Below are 21,756 nucleotides of genomic sequence, written 5' to 3'. Positions count from 1 at the left end.
GGGCAACTTGCCGAGTTCGGACCAAGCGCCATCTTGATCGTTTATGAAGATTGCCGCCCGCCTCGTCTCGCTTGCATTCGCCTCTCTGTTGCTTTTCCCAGCAGGAGGAGAGGCCTATGCGCAGAAGCGCACCGAGGGCAGCTTCCAGATTCCCCAGATCGAGAAAAAGAAGCAGACCCGCAAGCGTCATCGCACGCCGCGCGCCAAAGCAGCGGTTCAGGCGTCCCCCACCCCGGCCGTCGCTGCAACCCAGCCCGTTCGCCCTGGCGCCGACCCGGCAAATCCTGCGACACCCGCACAGGAAGAGCCGCAGCAACTGCCTCAGGGGCAGTCGGCACCGGTCCCAACGCCTGATCCGACGGAACCGGCAGCACCCGCGGCCGAGACATCGCCGGCGCCATCCATGGGCTCTCAACCAACCGCGCCCGAGCTGCCGAAGGAAGAGTTGCCTTCTGCGACAGAGGCTCCCGTTCCAACCGAAAAGCCGGCAACGGAGCCACAGGAACTGCCGGGTTCTCAGGAAGCCCCTCTTCCGTCACCCGATCCCACTGAGCCGGCACTGACACCAGCACCAGCAACCGAGCCCGCTCCTATTCCCACGCCCCCTGCCGAAGCCAAGCCGGAAGCAGCAACGAAGGCCCAGCCCGCCATCATGCCGGAAACGGAAAAAGCCTGCCGAGCACGGCTGAAGGGATTGGGCGCAGAATTCGAAGACCGCCCGGCCGAAGGCGACACCGAAGCAGGGTGTTCCATGCCTTTTCCGATTCTCCTCACTCGCCTGACAAAGGAAGTGAAGGTCGAACCCGGTGCGTTGCTCAATTGCGCCACGGCCGAAGCTGCCGCCACTTTCACCATTTCAACGCTTCAGCCGCTCAGCCGCGAAGTGATGACGAGCGATCTCGTCTCGCTCTCACAGGCCTCCGCCTATGTGTGCCGCCCCCGCCACGGCACCAACAAACTCTCCGAGCACGCATTCGGCAACGCGCTCGACATCGGCAGCTTCTCGTTTGCGGATAAGACGGAGCTCTCGGTCAGCCCCGTTCCTGGCGATAAGGGCGAAGAGTTCCTGCGCGAAGTGCGCAAGCGCGCCTGTGGCCCGTTCAAGACCGTGCTCGGGCCAGGCAGCGACGCGGATCACGCCACGCATCTTCATCTCGACCTGGCCGAACGCAAGAATGGCGGGACGTTCTGCCAGTAGGCATGTACAAACATGGGACGGTCGTGTGGTCAGGGCGATGCGCTTCGCCGGGTCGCGTCTGACTGAGAGAGCCTGTTAACCTTCTCGCCAGCCTTCGTTTACTCTTCACCGCTAACGTCCTCGCCAATCCAAGGCGATTGCGATGATCTTGAAACGAATGGAATTGCGGAAGCTCACGGCGCTTCTGGCGCTTTCGTCAGTCCTTTCCGCCTGTTCGACCGATGGCGTGCTCGACATGGACGGACCGCGCCCCACGGCCACCCTTGCGCCGATGTCTGCACCCGTATCGGCACCCATGTCAGCGCCGCTCGATCCGGCCGTGGACGACGAGGAAAGCGGCGGCTTCCAGCGGCTGGTTCCCTCCGATCCCTATCTGGTCGGCTATCCGCGCATGGACCCGCCGGCCTCGCCGATGATCCAGTTGAGTGCAGAGGAAGCCGATTGCCGCCGCCAGCTCGAAAAGCTCGACGTGGCATACACGCCGCTGGCGCCCATCGACGAGGGTGGTGCATGCCGCATCGACCAGCCGGTCAAGGTTTCCGCTATCGGCAGCGTCGAGATGAGGCCGGCCGCGACGCTTTCATGCCAGATGGCGCTTGCCTTCGCCGAATGGACGAAAAAGGAGCTCGTGCCGTCCGCCCGCTGGCGCTACTTCTCGGGCGTGCGCACCATTCATCAGGGGTCGAGCTACTCCTGCCGCAAGATCGCACGCACATCCGTGGCCTCCGAGCATTCCAAGGGCAATGCGCTCGACGTGATGGCGATCGAGCTCAACAATGGCGACAAGATCGATGTGAAGAAGCCGGGCTTTTTCTCCTTCCGACAGAAGGGCCTGCTCAACAATGTTCGCGCGGACGGCTGCTCGTATTTCACCACGGTTCTGGGGCCGGGCTACAATTACGACCACCGCAACCACTTCCACTTCGACATCAAGGACCGAAGAAACGGCTACCGCGCCTGCCGCTGATCTGCGATAGAGTGTTCCCTGTTGGAACCTGAGGGGCAGGCGCGAGCTTGTCCTACGGTTCGTCTCTATTCGGAATGGGAATGATTTACGTCGAGATTGGAATTGTTGTCGCGCTGGTGCTGGTAAACGGTCTCCTCGCGATGTCTGAACTCGCCGTGGTGTCTTCCCGCCCTGCCCGGCTCAAGGCCATGGCGGAGCGCAAGGTAAGCGGCGCAGAGACCGCCTTGAGGCTCGGCGCAGACCCCGGACGCTTCCTGTCATCGGTCCAGATCGGCATCACGCTGGTCGGTGTTCTTTCTGGTGCCTTCTCGGGCGCTACGCTTGGCGAGCGTCTGGCGAACACCCTCGCTGATGCCGGCATGAGCCAAGGCGCCGCCGATGCGCTCGGCGTGGGCATCGTGGTCGCCTTGATCACCTATGGCTCTCTCATCCTCGGCGAACTGGTGCCCAAGCAGGTTGCGCTCCGCGACCCCGAGGCGGTTGCCTCTCGCGTGGCGCCAGCGATGTCGGTCCTCGCCAAGGTCGCGCTTCCGCTCGTCTGGCTCCTCGATATTTCTGGACGAGGCGTTTTATGGCTTCTCGGCCAGCGCGGCGAGAGCGAGGAAAAGGTCACTGACGAAGAGATCAAGATGCTCGTCGCCGAAGCGGAAAGCGCCGGCGTTCTGGAATCGGATGAGCGCCGCATGATCGCCGGCGTGATGCGCTTGGGTGACCGCGCGGTGCGCGGCGTGATGACCCCGCGCACCGAGGTCGATTGGCTCAACCTCGAGGCCGATGAGGAAACGAGCAAGGCGCTGCTGCTCGCCAGCCCCCACTCGCGCCTGCCGGTGGGCGAAGGCTCGGTCGATTCGATGATCGGTGTGATCCACACCCGCGAAGTGCTGGCTTCGATGATCGCCAACGAACCGTTCGATCCGCGCAAGCACGTTCGCGAAGCCCCTATCGTGCTCGATCAGGCGGATGCGCTCGACGTGCTTTCGACGCTACGCGAATCGGATGTGCCGATGGCGCTCGTGCACGACGAGTATGGCCACTTCGAAGGCCTTGTGACACCTGCCGACATTCTGGAAGCCATCACCGGCGTGTTCCGCGCCGACCTCGACGAGGATGAGCCGTCCTTCGTTCAACGTGACGACGGATCCTGGCTGATCGCAGGCTTCATGCCCGCCGACGAGATGGCCGAACTGCTCAATATCGAGTTGCCCGAAAATCGCGACTATGAGACGGCGGCGGGCTTCATCCTGTCCGTGCTCCATCACCTTCCCAATGCCGGCGAGACGCTCAACGCTCAAGGCTGGCGCTTCGAGGTCGTCGATCTCGACGGCCGCCGTATCGACAAGCTGATCGCCAGTCGCATGCCGAGCCCACATCGCGAGGGGCTTCTGCAAAACTGACGATTGTCCATGTTGAGACTTGTCCATCTGCTTGCCGCAACCTCGCTTCTGGTCGGTTCGGCCTCGGCTGAAGAAGCGCTGATCGAGGCGCCTGCCATCACCAACAAGCGCGAGTGGATGGCGAGCGCGCAGCAGACCATCGCGCGCTACAAGCGACAAGGAACGGGCGCGGATGGGATCGGTGGCAGCGCCACCACACAGATCAAGCTGAATGTGCTGCCCGACGGGTCGATCACGCAGGTGGAGGTCGCTAAGCCGTCAGGCGTGCCGGCAATCGATGCGGAGGCAATCGATATGGTACGGCGCACTGGCCGGCTGCCGGCCTTTGCACCGGACATGAAGCAAGAGCCATTGACCGTCCAGGTCCCGGTCCGTTTTCAACTCGACGTGCCGTCCGGCCAGCGAATGAAGCTCTATGCCGACACGAATGCCGGCTATCGTCTCGAAGTGCCGCAGCCTTTCTCGATCGCAGCACCGAGAGGCAGTCTGCCACATGAGCTCGTGCTCGATGTCGTCGAACTGCCCGAGCAGCCCACACCCGAAACGCGTATGTCGGAAACGCCAACGCCGGCACCCGAAAAGATCTGCGCAGTCCGTTTCGAAGCCGCGAACAGCGCACAGGAGCCTGAACCCGATGCACCGAGCCGCCTGACCGCCATCATCGATCTGATGCGCACGGCATTCGGCCTCGAACCCGGCGAGATCGAAAAGACCGAGCTTTCGCCCTATCGTGACGGCACGGTCGTCGAACTGGTGATGAAACCGGAAGACGCAGCGAAAAGCATGGGCAGGCGCGCATTTCTTTCATCACTCTCGCGTCCCGGCGGCTCGATCATGATGGCCTGCCTGGTAAACGAAGGCGAAAACTTGGCGACGTTCCGAGGTATACGAGATGGCGCCGACATCACCCGGCACTGAGCGGTGCGGTTTGCCTTGAAGCAGGCCGATTAATGTCCCAGCCGGCTATCCACGCCTTCCGCAATCTGTCCCCGTCTCCGCGAAAGAACTCGGGCAGCGCCGCGCTTGCCGCAACCCGCTCCGTGCGAAAGTTTCGCAGCGCTTCCCGCAACTCACACCACGCGACGATGTTCGCCGTTTCCGAATAGTAGATCAGCGCAATGGGACGGATCGTCCGCTCCGTCTCGCTTCCCTTTTCGTCCCGATAGCGGATGAAAATCTTCTGCTCATCACGGATGGCCTGACGCACCAGCGCGAGCTCGATTCCTTCAGGCGACAGCGCCACCGATCCCCATGCATGGATCGCCTTGGCATCCAAGGCACGGCGCAGAGGTGGTGGGATCGTCGCTGCGATCTTGCTGGTCACCCGCTGCGCTGCCTGTTTCAGCGCTCCATCGCCGGTTCGTTGGAGAAGTGCGAGCGCCAGAACCACGGCCTCCTTTTCTTCCACCGTGAACATCAGCGGTGGCAGCGTGAAACCCGGCCGCAGGATGTAGCCGATCCCGCGCTCGCCCTCGATCGGCACGCGCATGGCCTGCAGCGCTGCGATATCGCGATAGATCGAACGCTGTGCCACCTCCATGCGGGCGGCCAAGGTCTGTGCCGTGACCGGCTTCTTGGCAAGTTGCAGGATCTGGATGATCTCGAAGAGGCGCGTAGCCTTGCGCATGGGCGGCTCCTCAACTGACACAGCGCTGGCCATAGCGGTATCTTAAAGCCCTCCTCGTCGAAACCCCGAGGACAGTCCATGACCTATACCGAAACTCTTTGGCTCTATGCGCTGCTCGTCTTCGGCATCGTGATCGTACCGGGCATGGATATGCTGTTCGTGCTCGCCAATGCGCTCACGGGAGGACGCCGAGCGGGACTTGCCGCCACGAGTGGCGTGATGCTGGGAGGCGCCGCCCATGCACTGTTCGGCGCGGTGGGTTTGGGCCTTGTGCTCCAATGGATGCCGGGGCTGGTGAAGCTGATGCTGATCGCAGGTGCCGGTTACATGGCATGGATCGGCTGGACGCTCGCCCGCAGCAGCATCACGGTGGATGGTGTCGACAAGGTGCAGAACCGTTCAGCCTTTATCGCCTTCCGCCAGGGCCTCGTCACCTGCCTTATCAACCCGAAAGCCTATCTCTTCGTGCTTTCGGTATTCCCGCAGTTCATACGGCCGGTCCACGGACCGCTCTGGCAGCAGGCGACTGCCCTGGGCATCATCACGGTATTCGCGCAGTTCGTGGTATATGGCGGCCTGGCATTTGCAGCCAGCGAGAGCCGCAACCTCCTTGTCGGTCGGCCCGACATCACGACCTGGATAGGCCGGAGCGCAGGCCTGCTTCTGATCCTCGTGGCCGGCCTCACCTTGTGGCAAGGCTGGCATGCGAGCGCGTGAGACTCAGCTCGGTCCGACCGTGCTGTCCTCCGGGGGCACCGGGGTCGGCCGCCCGTCACCGTCGAGTGCGACCATCACGAAATCCGCATAGGTCACCTTTTCCATCAGATGCGACAGGTAGCGCTGCGCCCAAGCCTCCACCTTGAGCGTGATGGATGTGTTTCCGACACGCGCCACGCGCGTGTAGATGCAGAGCGTGTCGCCGACCTTCATCGGCTTGGCGAAGGACATTTCCTTGACCGCGGCCGTCACCACGCGCCCTCTTGCGCGTTCTGCTGCGCGAATGCCGGATGCCAGATCCATCTGTGCCATGACCCAGCCGCCGAAAATATCACCCGCCGCATTGGCGTCGGCCGGCATGGCGAGCGTGCGCAAAGTGAGTTCGCCTTCGGGGCGGGCTTGATCGGTCAAGGGCTCGAGCTCCATTTCGGATCAGGGGTTACGGGGCAGCAAGGGATGCGTCAACGCAGTCGCTTTTCTCACAAGCGGTGACGGAAGAAGCGCAGCGGGAACACGCAGCCCCGCGCGACCAATTCCCCATGCAGATTTATGATTTCATCATCGTCGGTGCGGGTTCGGCGGGCTCCGTGGTGGCCGAACGCCTCTCCGCAAACGGGCGCTTCACCGTTTTGCTGATCGAGGCGGGCGGCAGCGACCGGCGCTTTTTCGTACAGATGCCGCTGGGCTACGGCAAAACCTTCATGGACCCGAAGGTCAACTGGAATTACAGCGCCGAGCCTGACCCCGGCTTGGCCGGCAATGCCGACCACTGGCCGCGCGGCAAGGTGCTCGGCGGGTCGAGTTCCATCAATGCCATGGTCTGGGTACGTGGCCACCCCGCCGACTTCGACGATTGGCGCGATCAAGGTAATCCCGGCTGGGGCTACGATGATCTCCTTCCCGTCTTCAAGGCGGTGGAAGACAACGAGGCCGGCGCTGATGAATGGCGCGGACAAGGCGGGCCGGTGCATGTCACCGACAACCGCCGGCACGTTCATCCGCTGACCGCTCGTTTCCTGCGCGCCGCGCATGAGGCCGGCCTAGCCCTCAACGAGGATTTCAACGGAGAGCATCAGGAGGGCGTGGGGATCTACCAGCTGACGACGCGCAATGGACGCCGCATGTCGGCCGCGCGTGCGTTCCTGCGCCCTGCCATGAGGCGACCGAACCTGCGCGTCGAAACCAGCGCGCTCGCCACGCGCATTTTGTTCGAAGGCAAACGGGCAGTCGGCATCGAATTCAGACAGCACGGGAAAAGCCTACGGGTCCACGCCGGCCGTGAAGTCATCCTGAGCGGCGGTTCCGTGAACTCGCCGCAACTGTTGCAGCTGTCCGGCATCGGACCCGCTGCGCTTCTCCGCGAACATGGCATGGAAGCGGTCCACGAAAGCCCACAGGTCGGTCAAAACCTGCAGGATCATCTGGGCATCAACTACACTTGGAAAGCGAAACTGCCGACGCTCAACCAACTGCTGCGGCCTTGGTGGGGAAAGGCTCTGGCAGGCTCGCAATACCTGCTCCTGCGGCGCGGGCCGCTGTCGATGAGCATGAATCAGGGTGGTGGTTTTTTCCGGACCCGGCCGGACCGTTCCCGCCCCAACATGCAACTCTATTTCCAGGCTTTCTCGACCGTCCTGCCGCGCGCGGGCGAGCGCCCGATCCTGTCCCCCGATCCATGGCCCGGCTTCTCCATCGGGCTATCCAACTGTCGTCCCACCAGCGTCGGGCATATAGCCATTCGTTCAGCGGACCCGCTTGCACCACCGCGCATCGTCGCGAATGCCTTCTCGACCGATCACGATGTTGGGGAGATGCTCGACGCGGTAAAGTTCCTTCGCCGCATCGCAGCGCAGGAGCCGATCCGCGCCATCACGGAAGAGGAGATGCTTCCTGGCGCGGCGTGCCAATCGGACGACGAACTGATCGCGGATTTCCGCTGCCGCTCCGGCACGGTCTACCACCCCGTCTCGACGTGCAGGATGGGTCCCGATGCACGAGAAGCAGTCGTGGATGCACGCTTGCGGGTTCACGGCATCGCCGGTCTTCGGGTGATCGATGCCTCGATTTTCCCGAACATCATCGCGGGCAACACCAACGCCGCTGCCATCGTGACCGGTGCGAAGGGCGCCGCTCTCGTTCTGGAAGACAATGCTTGAGCCGCCCGCGCAAGACGTCGCGGGCGGCACGGGATCGTGCCGACTTCAGCCGATCGTCAGGTTGATGGCTTTTGGGCCTTTGCCGCGCTTGTCCGGCTCAGTGTCGAAACTTACCTTCTGGCCGTCTTCGAGGCCCGGAAGCCCAGAGGCCTGTACGGCGGAGATGTGCACGAATACGTCCTTCTGGCCGTCATCGGGCGTGATGAAGCCGAAGCCCTTCGCGTGATTGAAGAATTTTACGGTGCCGGATTGCGGCATGGGAAGCTCCCTTGTTTCCCGTCGCACTTGTTCATGCCGGGGCGTTCCAGCCCCGAGCGGTCTCGGTCAACCGTCGGTGGAGAAGAAACAGCGGATCGCGGTGAGGCTGGGGCATCCACCCACGGCTCGGGATCCAGCCGGATTTCCATTGCGGATCGCAAGGGTCCTGCACAGTCCATTCCAGTCTCCGGGCCGCCAAATGCCCGAACTGGGATTTTGTGTGTCATTTTTTATAAGTGAGCAAGCAAAACTTGCACTGCGGATGTAAAGCTGACCTATGTTAAGTTTTCGCCGCGCATCGAGTGTTCGAAGCGCGGCGAGACCTCATGTTTAGCGAAGCAGATGAAGCAACCCGATTAACCTGCCTCTAGGTCACGTCGGATCTTACGACGCGCGCAGATTGACGGCCTTCGGGCCTTTCCCCATGCGGTCCGGCTCGACGTCGAACGTGACCTTCTGACCGTCGACCAGGGTGCGCAGGCCCGAGGCTTCGACTGCCGAAATGTGAACGAACACGTCCTTGGCGCCGCCTTCCGGCGTGATGAAGCCAAAGCCCTTGGTGGTGTTGAAGAACTTCACGGTGCCGGTCTGCGCCATGGAGTGTTCCCTTCCTGAGATTAACCCGCCAACTTCTCTGGGAAGGCGGGCCGAGGTTGTATCCGACCACGCCCGAAGGCATGGCCATGGGCTTCCCTCCGCACAGTGCGGCGGGACGTCAGAGATTCAAAGTGGTCGGGGAAAGGGTCGTCCAAAACGTTCCAGTCACCGGGTCAGAGAATGCCCGAACGTGCGGATGATGACATGGGAACTTCCCCTACGCAAGATGTCGCACAGGAGCTGTGGGAAGCATGCGGCCGGCATTGATTTAGCCCCATTCGCGCTCCAGTTTGCCACCTGCAAACCATGCGCGCGAAGGGACAGTGTGTGGTGGTTCGATGTCTGCATCAGGAGGAATGGATGCACCCCGCCAAAACACTCGCCAGCAAGCTCGGCACCGCCGGCCTGCTCTTCGTCCTGTCGGCCTGTACTGTTGTGGTGGACGAGCCCGGCCCTGTGATCGACCCCGGCCCACCACCTGGACCACGCTTCTGCACCCGGGAATATGCACCGGTTTGCGGCCGCCGCGGACCCGATCGCCAGACATTCGCCAATGGGTGCCTCGCCGACCGGGCGGGATATCGCATCATCGGCGATGGCGAATGCCGGTTCGGCCCGCCGCCTCGGCCACGCCCGCCCTACGGCGGCGGTGGTGACCGTTTCTGCACCCGCGAATATGCGCCCGTCTGTGGGCGTCGCGGGCCTGACGTGAGGACATTCGGCAATGAATGCGAGGCAGACAGCGCCGGCTATCGCGTCATCGACCGCGGCGAATGCTGAGCTGATCTGGTGAAAGGCATGGCGTGACCTGCGCCATGCCGATCGCCTATCGAACTCGCTGTGGGCCAGCCTCTTGCAAGCCTGCAGTGACACCGTCGAATATCGCACTAACCTGCTGTTTTAAAACCCTTTACATCTCGAAATTCGACAGCTGAAGCACCATATGCGGTGCATGCAAAACACCCGTTCCAGACTGTTCCGAAGCGCCGTCGATGGCCGCTTCGTGTCCTCCACCTTTGCCCGCCGCAATCCCGAAACAACCATGAGCGAACGCCGTGGCGGCGGCTCGACGCATGGCGCGCATCGCAGTTGCCGCACGGGTCGTTTCGTCTCGCGCGACTTCGCCCGTCGGCATCCGCGCGAGACGATCCGTGATCGTTGAAGCCTTGGCCTTTCGTTTGAGCTGAACTAGATAGCGCCCTCGCACACATTCGAAGGGAAGGCTCAGCCATGCCCGAGACCAATACTCCCGAAGCTCCGACGATCCCGAAGACCAAGCCGAAGCCGAAGGTCGAACGCCCGAAGCTGCACAAGGTCATGCTCGTCAATGACGACTTTACGCCGCGCGAATTCGTGGTGATGGTCTTGAAAGCAGAGTTCCGGATGAATGCCGATCAGGCCCAGCGCGTGATGATCACCGCGCACCAGAAAGGCGTCTGCGTGGTTGCCGTCTACACCAAGGACGTTGCTGAAACGAAGGCCACGCGGGCGACCGATGCCGGCCGCGCCGCAGGCTTTCCGTTGCTTTTTACGACGGAACCCGAGGAGTAAATCTCAGCGATCAGCACGCTTCTTGTTGTGCTCGCTTTCCTGGTGCATGCCGCGCAGGATTGAACGATCGTCAGGATCGGTGGTGCCCGCCTCATGATGGGTATCGAGGTCACGTCCCCGGTCGCGCGCGGCTTTCTCTTCAGCTGACATCTTCAGATCCGCCTCGGCATCGAAGTTTTCGTCCGCGTTCTTCGTATTCACGCGCTTTTCGATGATGGCTTGCTGCTGCTCGTGGGTCTTGTCGCCGGCCATGATATCCTCCTCACTTGTTGGTGCGACCCGTCTTGTTCGGGTCGATACGATTGGCACGTGACGCGTCGTTCTCCACGTCGCCTTCAAACGTATTCTCGCCGTCGAGGACATCATCGTCGCCCAGCTTGGCCGTGCCCTTGGAGGCCCCGATGCCTGGATTGTCGCGCAGATCCTTGTCGCTCGGCCGCGCCGTCTTGGGGTGTTCGTTTCCGCTCATGGTCGATTTCCTCCTGATGGGAGGCCAATCGCGACGGACTCTGCCGGTTCCTTCAAATCGGACGTGAGGAACGTGGCGCCATAAGGAAAAGGGGCCTGCAACAGCAGCCCCCCAACCCATCACTCATCCAGCGCCAGTCTTCTCGACCAAGGAGCCCGGCAAAAAGCCACTCAGCGCTCGGGCTTACGCCCCGTCTCACTCTTGCTGCTCCTGCCGGTCGTAGCGTCGTCGCCGCCGTCCTTATGCAAGGCCTCGCGTTCGGTCACCGAATGCTCGATATGCGAGTGCTCGCTCTGGTCGTCCTTCTTCTTGTTGGACGCCGGCACGACATCGACGGGCTTCTCGGTTGCGGTCATTCTCGCCTCCCTCAGTTTATTGCATTCGGCAAGTAAAACGGGAGGGATCGGGGCAGGTTCCGCTTACTGTCCCGGTCGTCCTGTCTTCGATTTCCGGCGCTTCTTCTGCTGCCGCACTTCGGCAGGATCCTCATAGGACCCCCGCCCCGCGCGCTCGCGCTTGACCGCCTTGGCCTCCAGCTCTTCCTGCTTCTCGCGCGTAATCTTCGCCGGCTTCGCCCCCTCTACCGGCTTTTCCGTGCGGCGCACGGTCATCTCGTCCAGCGAGTTTTTGCGGAAGAGCGAGGTGTCCTCGCCAACCGCAGGACGTTCGAGGTCGGTCCCCGGTCCCATGTCGTCGATGGAAGGCTTCGCGAAGAGCGAGCGGCGTGGCTCTTCTCCTTCGGTGCGATGACGGGCGCGGCCCTTGTTGTGTTTGCCCTTCTCGCGGCCTGAGACCGGGCTTTCGGTTTCCACCTCGCGCGCCATCGGATCGTCGGCGATCGCCAGCTCGGTTTCGCGCAGCCGCTTGATCTCGTCGCGGACACGCGCGGCCTTCTCGAAATCGAGATCGGCGGCCGCATCGCGCATTTCGCGTTCGAGGTGGTCGAGATGGGCCTTGAGATTGTTGCCCATCATCGCGCCCTGGTCGGCGAAGCCCGAGATGTCGGCACGGACGTGGTCGCGCTCGTAAACCGAGTCGAGAATGTCGGCGATGCGCGACTTCACCGATTCCGGCGTGATGCCGTGTTCGGCGTTGTAAGCCATCTGTTTTTCGCGGCGGCGCTGCGTTTCCGCCATCGCGCGCTCCATCGAGCCCGTGATCTTGTCGGCGTAGAGGATAACCTTGCCGTCCACGTTACGCGCCGCGCGGCCGATGGTCTGGATCAGCGAGGTTTCCGAGCGCAGGAAACCTTCCTTGTCCGCATCGAGGATCGCCACCAGACCGCATTCGGGGATGTCCAGACCCTCGCGCAGCAGGTTGATGCCCACCAGCACGTCGAAGGTGCCCAAACGCAGATCGCGGATGATCTCGATGCGCTCGAGCGTGTCGATGTCGGAATGCATGTAGCGCACGCGAACGCCCTGCTCGTGCAAGTATTCAGTTAGGTCTTCCGCCATTCGCTTGGTCAGCACGGTGCAGAGCGTGCGGTAGCCGCGCTTCGAGGTTGCACGGATCTCGTCCAGCACATCGTCCACCTGCGCACGCACCGGGCGCACCTCAACCGGCGGGTCGATCAGGCCGGTGGGACGGATCACTTGCTCGGCGAAGACGCCACCGGATTCGTTGAGCTCCCAACCGCCGGGCGTGGCCGACACCGCAACGGTGAGCGGGCGCATCGCGTCCCATTCCTCGAAGCGCAGCGGACGATTGTCCATGCAGGACGGCAGGCGGAAGCCGTATTCGGCCAGCGTCGCCTTACGCCTGAAGTCACCGCGATACATGCCGCCGATCTGCGGCACGGTAACATGGCTCTCGTCGATGAAGACCAGCGCGTTGTCGGGGATATACTCGAACAAGGTCGGCGGCGGATCGCCGGGCTGCCGTCCGGTCAGGTAGCGCGAATAGTTCTCGATGCCCTGACAGGAGCCGGTAGCTTCCAGCATTTCGAGATCGAAGCGCGTGCGCTGCTCCAGCCGCTGCGCTTCGAGCAGGCGCCCTGCCCGCTCGAGTTCGGCCAAGCGTCCGACCAGCTCTTCCTTGATCGACTTGATCGCCTGGTTGAGCGTCGGGCGCGGCGTCACATAGTGCGAATTGGCGTAGATCTTGACGGACTTCAGGTCCCCAGTCTTATGGCCGGTCAGCGGATCGAATTCCGAGATCGACTCGATCTCGTCGCCCCACATGGAAATGCGCCAGGCGCGGTCTTCCAAGTGGGCAGGGAAAATCTCGATCGTGTCACCGCGCACGCGAAACGAACCGCGCACGAAATCGGCCTCGCGGCGCTTGTACTGCTGGGCCACCAAGTCGGCGAGCAGCTGGCGCTGGTCGAGCCGATCGCCCACCTGCATGCCGAAGGTCATGGCCGTATAGGTCTCGACCGAACCGATACCGTAGATGCAGGAGACCGAAGCGACGATCACCACATCGTCGCGTTCGAGCAGCGAGCGGGTCGCCGAGTGGCGCATCCGGTCGATCTGCTCGTTGATGGTGGACTCCTTCTCGATATAGGTGTCCGTCCGCGGCACATAGGCCTCGGGCTGGTAGTAGTCGTAATAGGAAACGAAATACTCGACGGCGTTGTCGGGAAAGAACTGCCTGAACTCGCCGTAGAGCTGAGCGGCCAGCGTCTTGTTCGGCGCGAGGATCAGTGCCGGGCGCTGGGTTTCCTCGATCACCTTGGCCATCGTGAAGGTCTTGCCCGAACCCGTGACGCCGAGCAGCGTCTGCGTACGTTCCGCATTGCGGACGCCTCCGGCGAGTTCGCGGATCGCTGTCGGCTGGTCGCCAGCCGGCTTGTAATCCGACTTCATGACGAGCTCGATGCCGCCTTCCGACTTCTCCGGTCGCGCCGGCCGGTGCGGCGTCCAGATCTTGCCGTTCTTGTGCAGCGGATTGCCGCTCTCGATCAGCGCGGAAAGGGCTGCGACCGTGGCCGTCACCCCGGATGGCGACAGGGCCTCGGCCTCCTCGACCGTCACATCCATGCCGGCAACCGGCTTCAGCCCCGCCGCCGCGCGCTCGCGCGGGGATGCGGCCGCGCCGCCCATCGACGTGCCGCGCGCCGAACGGGTCGGCGCCTCGGAACGAGACGGCACGCGCTTGGCCTGCTTGGCGGGCTTCATCGCCTCGGCTTCCGCTTCGCGCTCGATAGCGGCGGCCCAATCGGACACCGGCCCGGTCAGAGGCGAGCCTGTGAACTCCGCCTGCGGGGCTTCACCGAACCCCGGACGCTCAAGCGGCTCGGACGCGTCTAGATAAGCGGTCACGGGGCCGGATCGACGATTATGCGCGGCTGGCTTCTTCGCTTTCGCGCCAGAGGTCTTGGTCGTGTCGGACATGGCCCGAATATGGGGTTTCAGCGGGCAAAGGAAAAGACCGGAAGGTGAACACGTTGCGTTGGGTGGTAGGAGCATACTGACAGCGGGGTGTCAGGAGATGAAAGGGTTCGGGCTCGGTGGTATTTATCGCTGAGGTCACCCACCACCCCATCACGGAAACAACGCCTCCCCCGCCATCTCCAGATGTAACCGCGTCCCTTCATAGGGATGCGCCTCACACACCGCCTCGTCCAGTTCCACCCCAAGCCCCGGCTCACTCGATGGGATGACCCATCCGTCCTCCCACTGGATCTTTCTCCGCAACAACGTCTCGTGAAATCCATCCCACTGCTTGAGCGATTCCAGGATCAGGAAATTCGGCAGCGTCGCTGCCAATTGAATGTTCGCAGCGCCCACGATCGGTCCGCAGTAGCAGTGCGGGGCGATCTGGATGTGGTAGGCCTCGGCCATCGCCGCGATCTTCTTGGTTTCGAGAATGCCGCCCGAGCGCCCAAGATCAGGCTGCAGGATCGTCGCGGCGCGGTTTTCGATCACCCGCGCGAATTCCCATTTCGTGGTCAATCGCTCGCCCGTCGCAATGGGGATGGACGTGCCGCGCGCGACCTGCGCCATCACCTCCGGCATGTCCGGCGGCACAGGCTCCTCGAACCAGAGAGGATCGTAGGGTTCGATGGCACGTGCCATGCGTAGAGCGCCGGATGCGGTGAACTGACCATGCGTGCCGAACAGGATGTCGGCCTCGGTGCCCACCGCCTCGCGGATGGCCCTCACCATGCGCGCGGAAAGGTCGATATCGACCAAGCGCGGCTGGTGGCCGTCGAAGGCCGTATAGGGCCCGGCCGGATCGAGTTTCACGGCATTGAAGCCCTGCTCGACATATTCTGCCGCGCATTGTGCCGCGAGATCGGGATCGTTGTAGACGTTGCGATCCGGGTTGTCGGCTTCGGCCGGCACGGCACTGCCGGTATGCGGATAAAGATAGGTGTACGAGCGCAGCCGCTGATGCACCTGTCCGCCGAGCAGCTTGTAGACCGGCTTGTTCGCTTCCTTGCCGATGATGTCCCAGCAGGCGATCTCGAGTGCGGAAACGCAACCCATCATCGAGATGTCCGGCCGCTGTGAGAACCCCGAGGAATAGGCGCGGCGGAAAAAGCTTTCGATGTCGTGCGGATCCTGACCGACGAGGTATCGCTCGGCGACGTCCTCGATCATTCTGGCCGTCAGATGCGGGCCGAAGGTGGCGCTATAGGCCTCGCCATAGCCATGGACGCCACCATCCGTGGTGAGCTTCACGAAGATGAAGTAGCGCCCGCCGATGCCGGGGGGTGGATTGCCCACCACCCAAGTCTTCACGTCGGTAATTTTCATGCGTCCCTCCATGCCGAGCCCTCAGGGCTAGCATGGAGGATGCTGCGTGGATTGCCAGAATGGCGACCTGCCCTGTCGGGCAAGAAAACCTCAGGCGAGGAACGGGTTGGTCAACCGCTCTTCCCCGAAGCGTCCGCCGGGGCCATGCCCGCAAATAAAGCCGACATCGTCGCCAAGCGGCAGGAGCTTTTCCTTGATCGAGCGGATGAGCGCCGCATGGTCGCCGCCATAGAGATCGGTCCGACCGATCGAGCCACGGAACAACACGTCGCCGACATGGGCGAAACGCATGGCGCGGTTGAAGAACAACACATGCCCCGGCGCGTGGCCGGGACAGTGCAGCACCTCGAAAACATGCGAGCCGATGCTGACCGTATCACCCTCGACCAGGAAGCGGTCCGGCTCGGCGTTGCGCACGGCCCCTTCGAGCCCGAACATCTTGGCCTGCTCAGCCAACCGTCCAAGCAGCGGCTTGTCCGCCTCGTGCGGGCCGATGATGTCCACGCCCAGCGCGTCCTTGAGGTCCATCGCGCCGCCGGCATGGTCGATATGGCCATGGGTCAACCAGATCGCCCTGACAACGAGCTTGTCGGCTTGAATCGCCGCGAGGATGTCCGGCACATCCCCACCCGGATCGACCACCACGGCCTCGCGCGTCTCGTCGTCGAACAGGATCGCGCAGTTCTGCCCGAATGGCGTGACCGGAACGATGCGCCCGTTGATCTGGCCCATTATTCGGCGGCGATCGCGTGGGCGGGGTGAACCTCGGCCGTGTAGTCGTCCATCAAGGTCTTGGTGATCTCACCGACCGTGAAGCGGTATGGCCCGATCTCGGCCACCGGCGTCACTTCGGCTGCCGTGCCCGTCAGGAAGCACTGCTCGAATCCTTCCATCTCCTCAGGCTTGATCGCGCGCTCGATCACGTCGATGCCGCGCCGTTTGGCCAAGTCGATCACCGTGCGCCGCGTGATGCCATCCAGGAAGTTGGTGGCATCCGGCGTGTGCAGCTTGCCGTCCTTCACGAAGAAGATGTTGGCGCCTGTGGCTTCGGCCACATCACCCTTCCAGTCGAGCATCAGGGCATCGGCATAGCCCTTGGCTTCCGCCGCATGCTTGGAAATGGTGCAGATCATGTAGAGGCCGGCCGCCTTGGACTTGGACGGCGCAGTCTTCGGATCGGGACGGCGATAGTCGGCGATGTCGAGCCGGATGCCCTTCAGCTTCTGCGCGGGGTCGAAATAGCTCGGCCACTGCCAGATCGCGATCGCGAGATTGATGCGATTGTTCTGCGCCGAGACGCCCATCTGTTCCGAACCACGCCACGCGACGGGGCGCACATAGGCGTCCGAGAAGCCCTGCTTGCGCAAGAGCGTGCGGCAGGCCTCGTCGATCTCCTCGACCGAATAGGGAATGGTGAAACCGAGTATCTTCGCCGACGCGTGCAGGCGCTCCGTGTGCTCCGTCAGCTTGAAGATCTCGCCGCCATAGGCACGTTCACCCTCGAATACCGAACTTGCATAGTGCAGGCCGTGCGTCAGCACGTGTACCTTCGCGTCCTGCCACGGCAGGAATTCGCCGTTCATCCAGATGAAGCCGTCGAGTTGGTCGAAAGGAACAGAAGCCATGGCGAAATCGCCTCCCGTGGGCGCAAGCCCTTGAGCTTTGCGCCTCGTCGTTTGAAAACTGGTTCGATCATGCTTGCCGTGAAAACGGCGCGAGCGAGGCGGCTCGAACGATCGGTGAAGGAAAACATCACCGCGCAGGCCAGTAAATTGCGTAATCGTTCGCGGATCGCCTAGACGCTTGTTGAAAATTACCCATCACTGGAATTATGTCAACACTACTGACGTAATTTGGAGCCACGCATTCGATGCCGAAGTCAGCAGCGGTCCCCTCTCCCATTCGCGAACCGCTCGACGGCGAGGCGCATCTGGACTTCGCGCTGATCGAACTGCTTTTCTTCGCCTATCGCGATTTCACCTCCGATCCCGACCAGATGCTCGACACCTACACCTTCGGTCGTGCGCATCACCGCGTGCTGCACTTCGTCAATCGCGTACCGGGTCTCACTGTTGCGGAATTGCTGGAAGTGCTCAAGATCACGAAACAGAGCCTTGCGCGCGTGTTGAAGCAGCTGATCGACACCGGCCATGTGGTACAGGTGCAGGGCCCGCGCGACCGACGACAGCGCGAACTCTATCCCACGCACAAGGGTCGGACGCTGGCGCTGACGCTGGCGCAGCCGCAGTCCGAGCGCATCGCCGCAGCGCTCGACGGGCTTGCACCGGGCGAACGCAAGGCGGTCGAGCATTTCCTGCGAAACATGGTAGATGAGCCCTGGCGCAGCCGCGTCGGTCTCTCGCCCGATGCGCTGCGCGGCGTTGCAGTAGCGGAGGATGGCCAGCATGGAAGCGAGTGAAGCAATCACGCGGCCCGGCGTGCCAAACGACGACGCGCCGCATCTTCTGGTGGTGGATGACGACACCCGTATCCGCACGCTTCTGAAGCAGTATCTCGGCGCGAACGGCTTTCGCGTGTCGGTGGCAGGCACGGCCGCCGAAGCGCGGCGCAAGCTCGAGGGCATCGATTTCGACCTGCTCGTGCTCGACGTGATGATGCCGGGAGAAACGGGTGTCGAACTCACCAAGTCGCTGCGCGCCACCAAGAACGTACCGATCCTGATGCTCACGGCCTTGTCTGAAACCGACAGCCGCATTTCGGGGCTCGAAGCGGGCGCGGACGATTACATGCCGAAGCCCTTCGACCCGCGCGAACTGATCCTGCGCATTTCCAACATCATTCGCCGCGGCGGCACACCCTCGACGCCCAAGGTCGAGCAGATCGTGTTCGGCCCCTACACGTTCCAGATCGCGCGGCGTGAGCTGAAAAAGAGCGGTGAGCCTTTGCGCCTGACCGACCGGGAGCAGGAGATCATGGCCATCTTCGCCGAACGCGCGGGCGAAACGATCCCGCGTCACGAGCTGGTCGGCGGCGACGGCGATGTCGGCGAGCGCACCATCGACGTGCAGATCAACCGCCTGCGCCGAAAGATCGAGCGCGACCCGGCGAACCCCGTCTGGCTTCAGACCGTGCGTGGGATAGGCTATCGCCTCAGCGTCGAGTAAACTGCCGGTCACGGAGCCTTCGTTTGAAACTGTGTCCTCGCAGGGTCACATGAGGGCCGACCATGGAAGCACTCCGATGACGGCATTCGAGGCCCCGGACGGCCAAGGCCTGTTGGCCAAGAGCCGAGATGGCTGGCGCCAGATCAAAACCAGCTGGAAGCGCTTCTGGCGGCTTGTGGCCTATTACCTGCCGAAGGGTCTCTACGGCCGTTCGCTTCTGATCGTCATCACGCCGATGATCGTCCTGCAATCGGTGGTCGCCTTCGTCTTCATGGAACGCCACTGGCAGCTTGTCACAGAACGGCTTTCGGCCGCGACCGCGCGGGACGTGTCGGCCGTGGTCGATCTCCTTGAAACATACCCGACGCCCGAGGGCTACGCGAACACCATCCGCATGGCGAACGAGCAGCTATCGCTGCGTGTCGATGTGGTAGGCAACGCGGCACTGCCCGCGCCGCAGACGCCCCCGCTTTTCTCGATCCTCGATCAGATGCTGTCTGACCAGCTTTCGGACAGGCTGAAGGATCATCAGTTCTGGCTGGACACGACCCGTAACGACGGCATGGTCGAGATCCGCGTGAAGCTCGGCGATGAGGCACTGCGCATCTTCACGCGACGCTCGCAGACATATGCCTCGAACAGTCACATTACGTTGGTCTGGATGGTGGGAACCGCGATCGTGCTATTGTCCATTGCCATCGCATTTCTGCGCAACCAGGTGAAGCCGATCTCGCAACTGGCAGCTGCGGCCGAAAGCTTCGGCAAGGGCCGTCCCACGCCCAACGATTTCCGCCCGCGTGGCGCGGCCGAGGTGCGGCGCGCGGGCTTCGCGTTCAACCAGATGCGCGAGCGCATCGAACGCCAGATGGAGCAACGAACGGCGATGCTGACGGGCGTCAGCCACGACCTGCGCACGATCCTGACCCGCTTCCGGCTTCAACTCGCCATGGGCCGCGACTTCGTGGATACCGATGCGCTGAACCGCGATGTGGACGACATGCAGTCCATGCTTCAGGGCTACATGGATTTCGCCAAGGGCGAGACGCGCGAGGCGCATGGCGAGTTCGACATGGAGGAATGGCTTGCGCGCATCGAGGACGAGGCCGAGCTACGTGAGCGCAAAGTCATGACGAGCTTGCGCGGCGACCCGATTGTCCATGTCCGCCCCAACGCCTTCGGCCGCCTCCTGAACAATGTCACCGGCAACGCCTTCCGCTATGCGAAGACCGTGAATGTCGAAGCGGCGCACACGGCGAATTTCCTGACCGTCACCGTGGACGATGACGGTCCCGGCGTGCCCTCCGACCGCCGTGAGGACGTGTTCAAACCCTTCGTGAGGTTGGACGAGGCACGCAATCAGGATTCGAGTGGGACGGGCCTCGGCCTCTCCATCGCCCGCGACATCGCGCGCAGCCACGGCGGCGACATAAGGCTGGAAGACAGCCCGCTCGGTGGCCTCCGGGCCATCATCCGCCTGCCGGCCTGACGAGCAAAATCAGGCGTTTAGGCGCGACACAGGATTCTCCGGTGAAAGGATAAATCCCTCAGAAAAGCCGACCGCCGTCCGGCACCTTGCGCTCGATCGCGCCGAGCACGACCGCGCCCTCGTCGTCCGGAAAACCGAGCGTCAGCACTTCGGACATGAATGGTCCGATCTGGCGCGGCGGGAAATTCACGACAGCGAACACCTGCCGCCCGATCAAGTCGTTCGGCTTGTAGTATTTCGTGATCTGCGCGGAGGATTTTTTAACGCCGATCGCAGGACCGAAATCGACCTTGATCTTGATCGCCGGCTTGCGTGCTTCGGGGAACGGCTCGGCCTCAATGATCGTGCCCGCGCGAATGTCCACGCGGTCGAAATCGGCAAACGTGATTTCCGGCTTCCGCTCGTCTCCACTCATGCTCAGGCGCTGCCGACGGTCTCGAACAGCACACCGGCCAGTGCTTCGCGCGCGCTCATCATCGAGGAGGCTACAAAACGGAAAGCCTGCACATAGCACTCGCAGGCGTCGAGCGCGGAGGACAGCAGCATCTCGACCTGGCGCGGCGTGGGCTCCGCACCGCCAGCGAGCAGAAGCGACTGGCGGAAAATGATCGAGCCTTCCTGGCTCCAGAGGTCGAAATGGCCGAACAGCATCTGCTCGTTCACATGCGCCATCAGGCGGATCACTTCGAGCGCGCGATGCTCGGGCACGTCGATGATGAAGGCGCAGGAGAGGTGCAGCGCCTCGAAATCTTCCATCCAGGAAAACGAGACGTGATAGTCAGACCAGCCGCCGGTGACGACGACCGACAACTCGTCGTCGCCGGTGCGCTCGAACGACCACGAGTTATGGCTGGCGACCCGCTCGATCATGTCGACCGGATGCTGCTCTCTCGCCCCTTCGATTGCCTCTAAATTCATTCTCTCATCCCGCCAACAGGTTGCAACCGGCAAGGGCTGCGAGTCGGGAGCAAAGCTCCGAACACCGCATCCCGCTTCGACACCCTGCCGAATCATGCAACGTTTTCAGTCTATTGATGGCGAGTCCGGAAGAAAGCCCCTTTTCAAAGTCGGCTTGGGAAAACGCCGACTTCGCTTGCCGAATTGATTCAGGCGATTCCGTTAAACGATTCAGCGCAAACGGAAATTCGCCCCGGTCGGCCTGTGGACAAGTGGAGGCCGATTCCTTCAACGATTCCCTAGATTTCTCCCTGAGTGTTCCCACCGAACGGAGAACCAGCGGAAGTGCCTGTGTCGCCGCCGAGCTTGGTCTCAAGAGCTGCGATCCGCGCCTTCAGGGTCTCGTTCTCGGCGCGCGCTTTGGCGGCCATGTCGCGCACCGCTTCGAACTCCTCGCGCTGCACGACATCCATGGAGTTGAGAAGCTTTTCGGCCTGCGCGCGGAAGGCCGTTTCGACCTCGCGGCGCACACCTTGCGCGGCCCCGGCCGCGTCGGTGAAGAGCTTGGCGAAATCGTCCAGAATGCGGTTCGAGCTGGCGGTCATGGG

26 protein-coding genes are annotated in these 21,756 nt (G+C 62.6%); 12 read left to right on the top strand and 14 right to left on the bottom strand.

What is annotated here, in order from left to right; all coding sequences use genetic code 11:
* The first annotated feature begins 43 nt into the window (after positions 1-43).
* The 4 genes from NGM99_RS21580 (at position 44) to NGM99_RS08770 (ending at position 4,477) form a co-directional block, all read left to right on the top strand.
* Positions 44-1,198, top strand: a complete 1,155-nt coding sequence (locus NGM99_RS21580; protein ID WP_289852409.1) for an extensin-like domain-containing protein — start codon at positions 44-46, stop codon at positions 1,196-1,198.
* A 142-nt stretch (positions 1,199-1,340) separates the two neighbouring features.
* Positions 1,341-2,165 (top strand): extensin-like domain-containing protein, encoded by an 825-nt coding sequence (locus NGM99_RS08780; protein WP_252818070.1) that lies wholly within the window; start codon positions 1,341-1,343, stop codon positions 2,163-2,165.
* A gap of 80 nt (positions 2,166-2,245) precedes the next feature.
* Entirely contained in the window at positions 2,246-3,559 is a 1,314-nt protein-coding gene (locus tag NGM99_RS08775; RefSeq protein WP_252818068.1) for a hemolysin family protein, read from the top strand.
* A 9-nt stretch (positions 3,560-3,568) separates the two neighbouring features.
* Positions 3,569-4,477: an energy transducer TonB family protein gene (locus NGM99_RS08770; RefSeq protein ID WP_252818067.1), complete on the top strand. Its 909-nt coding sequence runs from the start codon at positions 3,569-3,571 to the stop codon at positions 4,475-4,477.
* On the opposite strand, the gene NGM99_RS08765 is transcribed toward NGM99_RS08770, so the two are convergent.
* Entirely contained in the window at positions 4,464-5,186 is a 723-nt protein-coding gene (locus NGM99_RS08765) for a helix-turn-helix transcriptional regulator (RefSeq protein WP_252818065.1), read from the bottom strand. The two genes, NGM99_RS08770 and NGM99_RS08765, sit on opposite strands and share 14 nt — an antisense overlap.
* A gap of 78 nt (positions 5,187-5,264) precedes the next feature.
* Between NGM99_RS08765 and NGM99_RS08760 the strand changes: the two genes are divergently transcribed.
* Positions 5,265-5,903, top strand: a complete 639-nt coding sequence (locus NGM99_RS08760; protein ID WP_252818063.1) for a LysE family translocator — start codon at positions 5,265-5,267, stop codon at positions 5,901-5,903.
* 3 nt (positions 5,904-5,906) lie between these two features.
* Here NGM99_RS08760 and NGM99_RS08755 read toward each other — a convergent pair whose 3' ends face one another.
* Positions 5,907-6,263 carry an acyl-CoA thioesterase gene (locus NGM99_RS08755; protein ID WP_252818460.1) on the bottom strand — a complete coding sequence of 119 codons (357 nt, stop codon included), beginning with the start codon at positions 6,261-6,263 and terminating at the stop codon, positions 5,907-5,909.
* A 179-nt stretch (positions 6,264-6,442) separates the two neighbouring features.
* Here NGM99_RS08755 and NGM99_RS08750 point away from each other — a divergent pair, with 179 nt between their 5' ends.
* Complete coding sequence (locus NGM99_RS08750) at positions 6,443-8,059, top strand: GMC family oxidoreductase (RefSeq protein ID WP_252818061.1); 1,617 nt, start codon at positions 6,443-6,445, stop codon at positions 8,057-8,059.
* 45 nt (positions 8,060-8,104) lie between these two features.
* On the opposite strand, the gene NGM99_RS08745 is transcribed toward NGM99_RS08750, so the two are convergent.
* Together NGM99_RS08745 and NGM99_RS08740 are read right to left on the bottom strand one after the other, a co-directional pair.
* Positions 8,105-8,317, bottom strand: coding sequence for a cold-shock protein (locus tag NGM99_RS08745; protein WP_252818060.1), 213 nt, complete (start codon positions 8,315-8,317; stop codon positions 8,105-8,107).
* Positions 8,318-8,701: 384 nt separating this feature from the next.
* Positions 8,702-8,914 (bottom strand): cold-shock protein, encoded by a 213-nt coding sequence (locus NGM99_RS08740; protein WP_252818058.1) that lies wholly within the window; start codon positions 8,912-8,914, stop codon positions 8,702-8,704.
* Positions 8,915-9,274: 360 nt separating this feature from the next.
* Here NGM99_RS08740 and NGM99_RS08735 point away from each other — a divergent pair, with 360 nt between their 5' ends.
* The 3 genes from NGM99_RS08735 to clpS all read left to right on the top strand — a co-directional run bounded on the left by NGM99_RS08735 (position 9,275) and on the right by clpS (position 10,465).
* Entirely contained in the window at positions 9,275-9,694 is a 420-nt protein-coding gene (locus NGM99_RS08735; protein ID WP_252818057.1) for a Kazal-type serine protease inhibitor domain-containing protein, read from the top strand.
* A gap of 172 nt (positions 9,695-9,866) precedes the next feature.
* The gene (locus NGM99_RS08730; protein WP_252818055.1) at positions 9,867-10,076 is read left to right on the top strand and encodes a hypothetical protein; all 210 of its coding nucleotides are present in this window, start codon (positions 9,867-9,869) and stop codon (positions 10,074-10,076) included.
* 68 nt (positions 10,077-10,144) lie between these two features.
* A complete protein-coding gene (gene clpS / locus NGM99_RS08725; protein ID WP_252818053.1) occupies positions 10,145-10,465 on the top strand; it encodes an ATP-dependent Clp protease adapter ClpS in 321 nt (106 codons plus the stop codon).
* A gap of 3 nt (positions 10,466-10,468) precedes the next feature.
* On the opposite strand, the gene NGM99_RS08720 is transcribed toward clpS, so the two are convergent.
* The 7 genes from NGM99_RS08720 to NGM99_RS08690 form a co-directional block, all read right to left on the bottom strand.
* On the bottom strand, positions 10,469-10,717 hold the full coding sequence (locus tag NGM99_RS08720; protein WP_252818051.1) for a hypothetical protein: 249 nt from the start codon (positions 10,715-10,717) through the stop codon (positions 10,469-10,471).
* 10 nt (positions 10,718-10,727) lie between these two features.
* Entirely contained in the window at positions 10,728-10,934 is a 207-nt protein-coding gene (locus tag NGM99_RS08715; protein WP_252818049.1) for a hypothetical protein, read from the bottom strand.
* A gap of 170 nt (positions 10,935-11,104) precedes the next feature.
* Positions 11,105-11,290: a hypothetical protein gene (locus NGM99_RS08710; protein ID WP_252818048.1), complete on the bottom strand. Its 186-nt coding sequence runs from the start codon at positions 11,288-11,290 to the stop codon at positions 11,105-11,107.
* 63 nt (positions 11,291-11,353) lie between these two features.
* Positions 11,354-14,272, bottom strand: coding sequence for an excinuclease ABC subunit UvrB (gene uvrB, locus NGM99_RS08705; RefSeq protein ID WP_289852408.1), 2,919 nt, complete (start codon positions 14,270-14,272; stop codon positions 11,354-11,356).
* A 150-nt stretch (positions 14,273-14,422) separates the two neighbouring features.
* The gene (locus NGM99_RS08700; RefSeq protein ID WP_252818046.1) at positions 14,423-15,640 is read right to left on the bottom strand and encodes a mandelate racemase/muconate lactonizing enzyme family protein; all 1,218 of its coding nucleotides are present in this window, start codon (positions 15,638-15,640) and stop codon (positions 14,423-14,425) included.
* 90 nt (positions 15,641-15,730) lie between these two features.
* Positions 15,731-16,372 (bottom strand): MBL fold metallo-hydrolase, encoded by a 642-nt coding sequence (locus tag NGM99_RS08695; RefSeq protein WP_252818044.1) that lies wholly within the window; start codon positions 16,370-16,372, stop codon positions 15,731-15,733.
* Entirely contained in the window at positions 16,372-17,265 is an 894-nt protein-coding gene (locus NGM99_RS08690) for a branched-chain amino acid aminotransferase (protein WP_252818042.1), read from the bottom strand. The genes NGM99_RS08695 and NGM99_RS08690 overlap by 1 nt, the downstream gene beginning before the upstream one ends.
* A gap of 245 nt (positions 17,266-17,510) precedes the next feature.
* Here NGM99_RS08690 and NGM99_RS08685 point away from each other — a divergent pair, with 245 nt between their 5' ends.
* From NGM99_RS08685 to NGM99_RS08675, 3 genes are all read left to right on the top strand, one after another.
* On the top strand, positions 17,511-18,059 hold the full coding sequence (locus NGM99_RS08685) for a MarR family winged helix-turn-helix transcriptional regulator (RefSeq protein WP_252818041.1): 549 nt from the start codon (positions 17,511-17,513) through the stop codon (positions 18,057-18,059).
* A complete protein-coding gene (locus tag NGM99_RS08680) occupies positions 18,046-18,765 on the top strand; it encodes a response regulator (RefSeq protein ID WP_252818039.1) in 720 nt (239 codons plus the stop codon). Before NGM99_RS08685 ends, NGM99_RS08680 begins: the two co-directional genes overlap by 14 nt.
* A 76-nt stretch (positions 18,766-18,841) precedes the next feature.
* Positions 18,842-20,251 (top strand): ATP-binding protein, encoded by a 1,410-nt coding sequence (locus NGM99_RS08675; RefSeq protein ID WP_289852407.1) that lies wholly within the window; start codon positions 18,842-18,844, stop codon positions 20,249-20,251.
* 58 nt (positions 20,252-20,309) lie between these two features.
* On the opposite strand, the gene NGM99_RS08670 is transcribed toward NGM99_RS08675, so the two are convergent.
* From NGM99_RS08670 to NGM99_RS08660, 3 genes are all read right to left on the bottom strand, one after another.
* Complete coding sequence (locus NGM99_RS08670) at positions 20,310-20,672, bottom strand: tRNA-binding protein (RefSeq protein WP_252818454.1); 363 nt, start codon at positions 20,670-20,672, stop codon at positions 20,310-20,312.
* Complete coding sequence (locus NGM99_RS08665; protein ID WP_252818037.1) at positions 20,669-21,169, bottom strand: type III secretion system chaperone family protein; 501 nt, start codon at positions 21,167-21,169, stop codon at positions 20,669-20,671. Before NGM99_RS08665 ends, NGM99_RS08670 begins: the two co-directional genes overlap by 4 nt.
* 278 nt (positions 21,170-21,447) lie before the next feature.
* Positions 21,448-21,753, bottom strand: a complete 306-nt coding sequence (locus NGM99_RS08660; protein ID WP_252818035.1) for an accessory factor UbiK family protein — start codon at positions 21,751-21,753, stop codon at positions 21,448-21,450.
* Positions 21,754-21,756: the final 3 nt, after the last annotated feature.

The sequence above is a fragment of the Mesorhizobium liriopis genome (assembly GCF_024053505.1).
Classification (GTDB): domain Bacteria; phylum Pseudomonadota; class Alphaproteobacteria; order Rhizobiales; family Rhizobiaceae; genus Mesorhizobium_B; species Mesorhizobium_B liriopis.
This window is presented reverse-complemented; position numbering and strand designations above follow the sequence as displayed.

Excerpts from the sequence above, each read along its gene's own strand:
- NGM99_RS21580 (WP_289852409.1), top strand. The coding sequence starts at position 44 with ATGAAGATTGCCGCCCGCCTCGTCTCGCTTGCATTCGCCTCTCTGTTG.
- NGM99_RS08780 (WP_252818070.1), top strand. The coding sequence starts at position 1,341 with ATGATCTTGAAACGAATGGAATTGCGGAAGCTCACGGCGCTTCTGGCG.
- NGM99_RS08775 (WP_252818068.1), top strand. The coding sequence starts at position 2,246 with ATGATTTACGTCGAGATTGGAATTGTTGTCGCGCTGGTGCTGGTAAAC.
- NGM99_RS08770 (WP_252818067.1), top strand. The coding sequence starts at position 3,569 with ATGTTGAGACTTGTCCATCTGCTTGCCGCAACCTCGCTTCTGGTCGGT.
- NGM99_RS08765 (WP_252818065.1), bottom strand. The coding sequence starts at position 5,186 with ATGCGCAAGGCTACGCGCCTCTTCGAGATCATCCAGATCCTGCAACTT.
- NGM99_RS08760 (WP_252818063.1), top strand. The coding sequence starts at position 5,265 with ATGACCTATACCGAAACTCTTTGGCTCTATGCGCTGCTCGTCTTCGGC.
- NGM99_RS08755 (WP_252818460.1), bottom strand. The coding sequence starts at position 6,263 with ATGCCGGCCGACGCCAATGCGGCGGGTGATATTTTCGGCGGCTGGGTC.
- NGM99_RS08750 (WP_252818061.1), top strand. The coding sequence starts at position 6,443 with ATGCAGATTTATGATTTCATCATCGTCGGTGCGGGTTCGGCGGGCTCC.
- NGM99_RS08745 (WP_252818060.1), bottom strand. The coding sequence starts at position 8,317 with ATGCCGCAATCCGGCACCGTAAAATTCTTCAATCACGCGAAGGGCTTC.
- NGM99_RS08740 (WP_252818058.1), bottom strand. The coding sequence starts at position 8,914 with ATGGCGCAGACCGGCACCGTGAAGTTCTTCAACACCACCAAGGGCTTT.
- NGM99_RS08735 (WP_252818057.1), top strand. The coding sequence starts at position 9,275 with ATGCACCCCGCCAAAACACTCGCCAGCAAGCTCGGCACCGCCGGCCTG.
- NGM99_RS08730 (WP_252818055.1), top strand. The coding sequence starts at position 9,867 with ATGCAAAACACCCGTTCCAGACTGTTCCGAAGCGCCGTCGATGGCCGC.
- clpS (WP_252818053.1), top strand. The coding sequence starts at position 10,145 with ATGCCCGAGACCAATACTCCCGAAGCTCCGACGATCCCGAAGACCAAG.
- NGM99_RS08720 (WP_252818051.1), bottom strand. The coding sequence starts at position 10,717 with ATGGCCGGCGACAAGACCCACGAGCAGCAGCAAGCCATCATCGAAAAG.
- NGM99_RS08715 (WP_252818049.1), bottom strand. The coding sequence starts at position 10,934 with ATGAGCGGAAACGAACACCCCAAGACGGCGCGGCCGAGCGACAAGGAT.
- NGM99_RS08710 (WP_252818048.1), bottom strand. The coding sequence starts at position 11,290 with ATGACCGCAACCGAGAAGCCCGTCGATGTCGTGCCGGCGTCCAACAAG.
- uvrB (WP_289852408.1), bottom strand. The coding sequence starts at position 14,272 with ATGTCCGACACGACCAAGACCTCTGGCGCGAAAGCGAAGAAGCCAGCC.
- NGM99_RS08700 (WP_252818046.1), bottom strand. The coding sequence starts at position 15,640 with ATGAAAATTACCGACGTGAAGACTTGGGTGGTGGGCAATCCACCCCCC.
- NGM99_RS08695 (WP_252818044.1), bottom strand. The coding sequence starts at position 16,372 with ATGGGCCAGATCAACGGGCGCATCGTTCCGGTCACGCCATTCGGGCAG.
- NGM99_RS08690 (WP_252818042.1), bottom strand. The coding sequence starts at position 17,265 with ATGGCTTCTGTTCCTTTCGACCAACTCGACGGCTTCATCTGGATGAAC.
- NGM99_RS08685 (WP_252818041.1), top strand. The coding sequence starts at position 17,511 with ATGCCGAAGTCAGCAGCGGTCCCCTCTCCCATTCGCGAACCGCTCGAC.
- NGM99_RS08680 (WP_252818039.1), top strand. The coding sequence starts at position 18,046 with ATGGAAGCGAGTGAAGCAATCACGCGGCCCGGCGTGCCAAACGACGAC.
- NGM99_RS08675 (WP_289852407.1), top strand. The coding sequence starts at position 18,842 with ATGACGGCATTCGAGGCCCCGGACGGCCAAGGCCTGTTGGCCAAGAGC.
- NGM99_RS08665 (WP_252818037.1), bottom strand. The coding sequence starts at position 21,169 with ATGAATTTAGAGGCAATCGAAGGGGCGAGAGAGCAGCATCCGGTCGAC.
- NGM99_RS08660 (WP_252818035.1), bottom strand. The coding sequence starts at position 21,753 with ATGACCGCCAGCTCGAACCGCATTCTGGACGATTTCGCCAAGCTCTTC.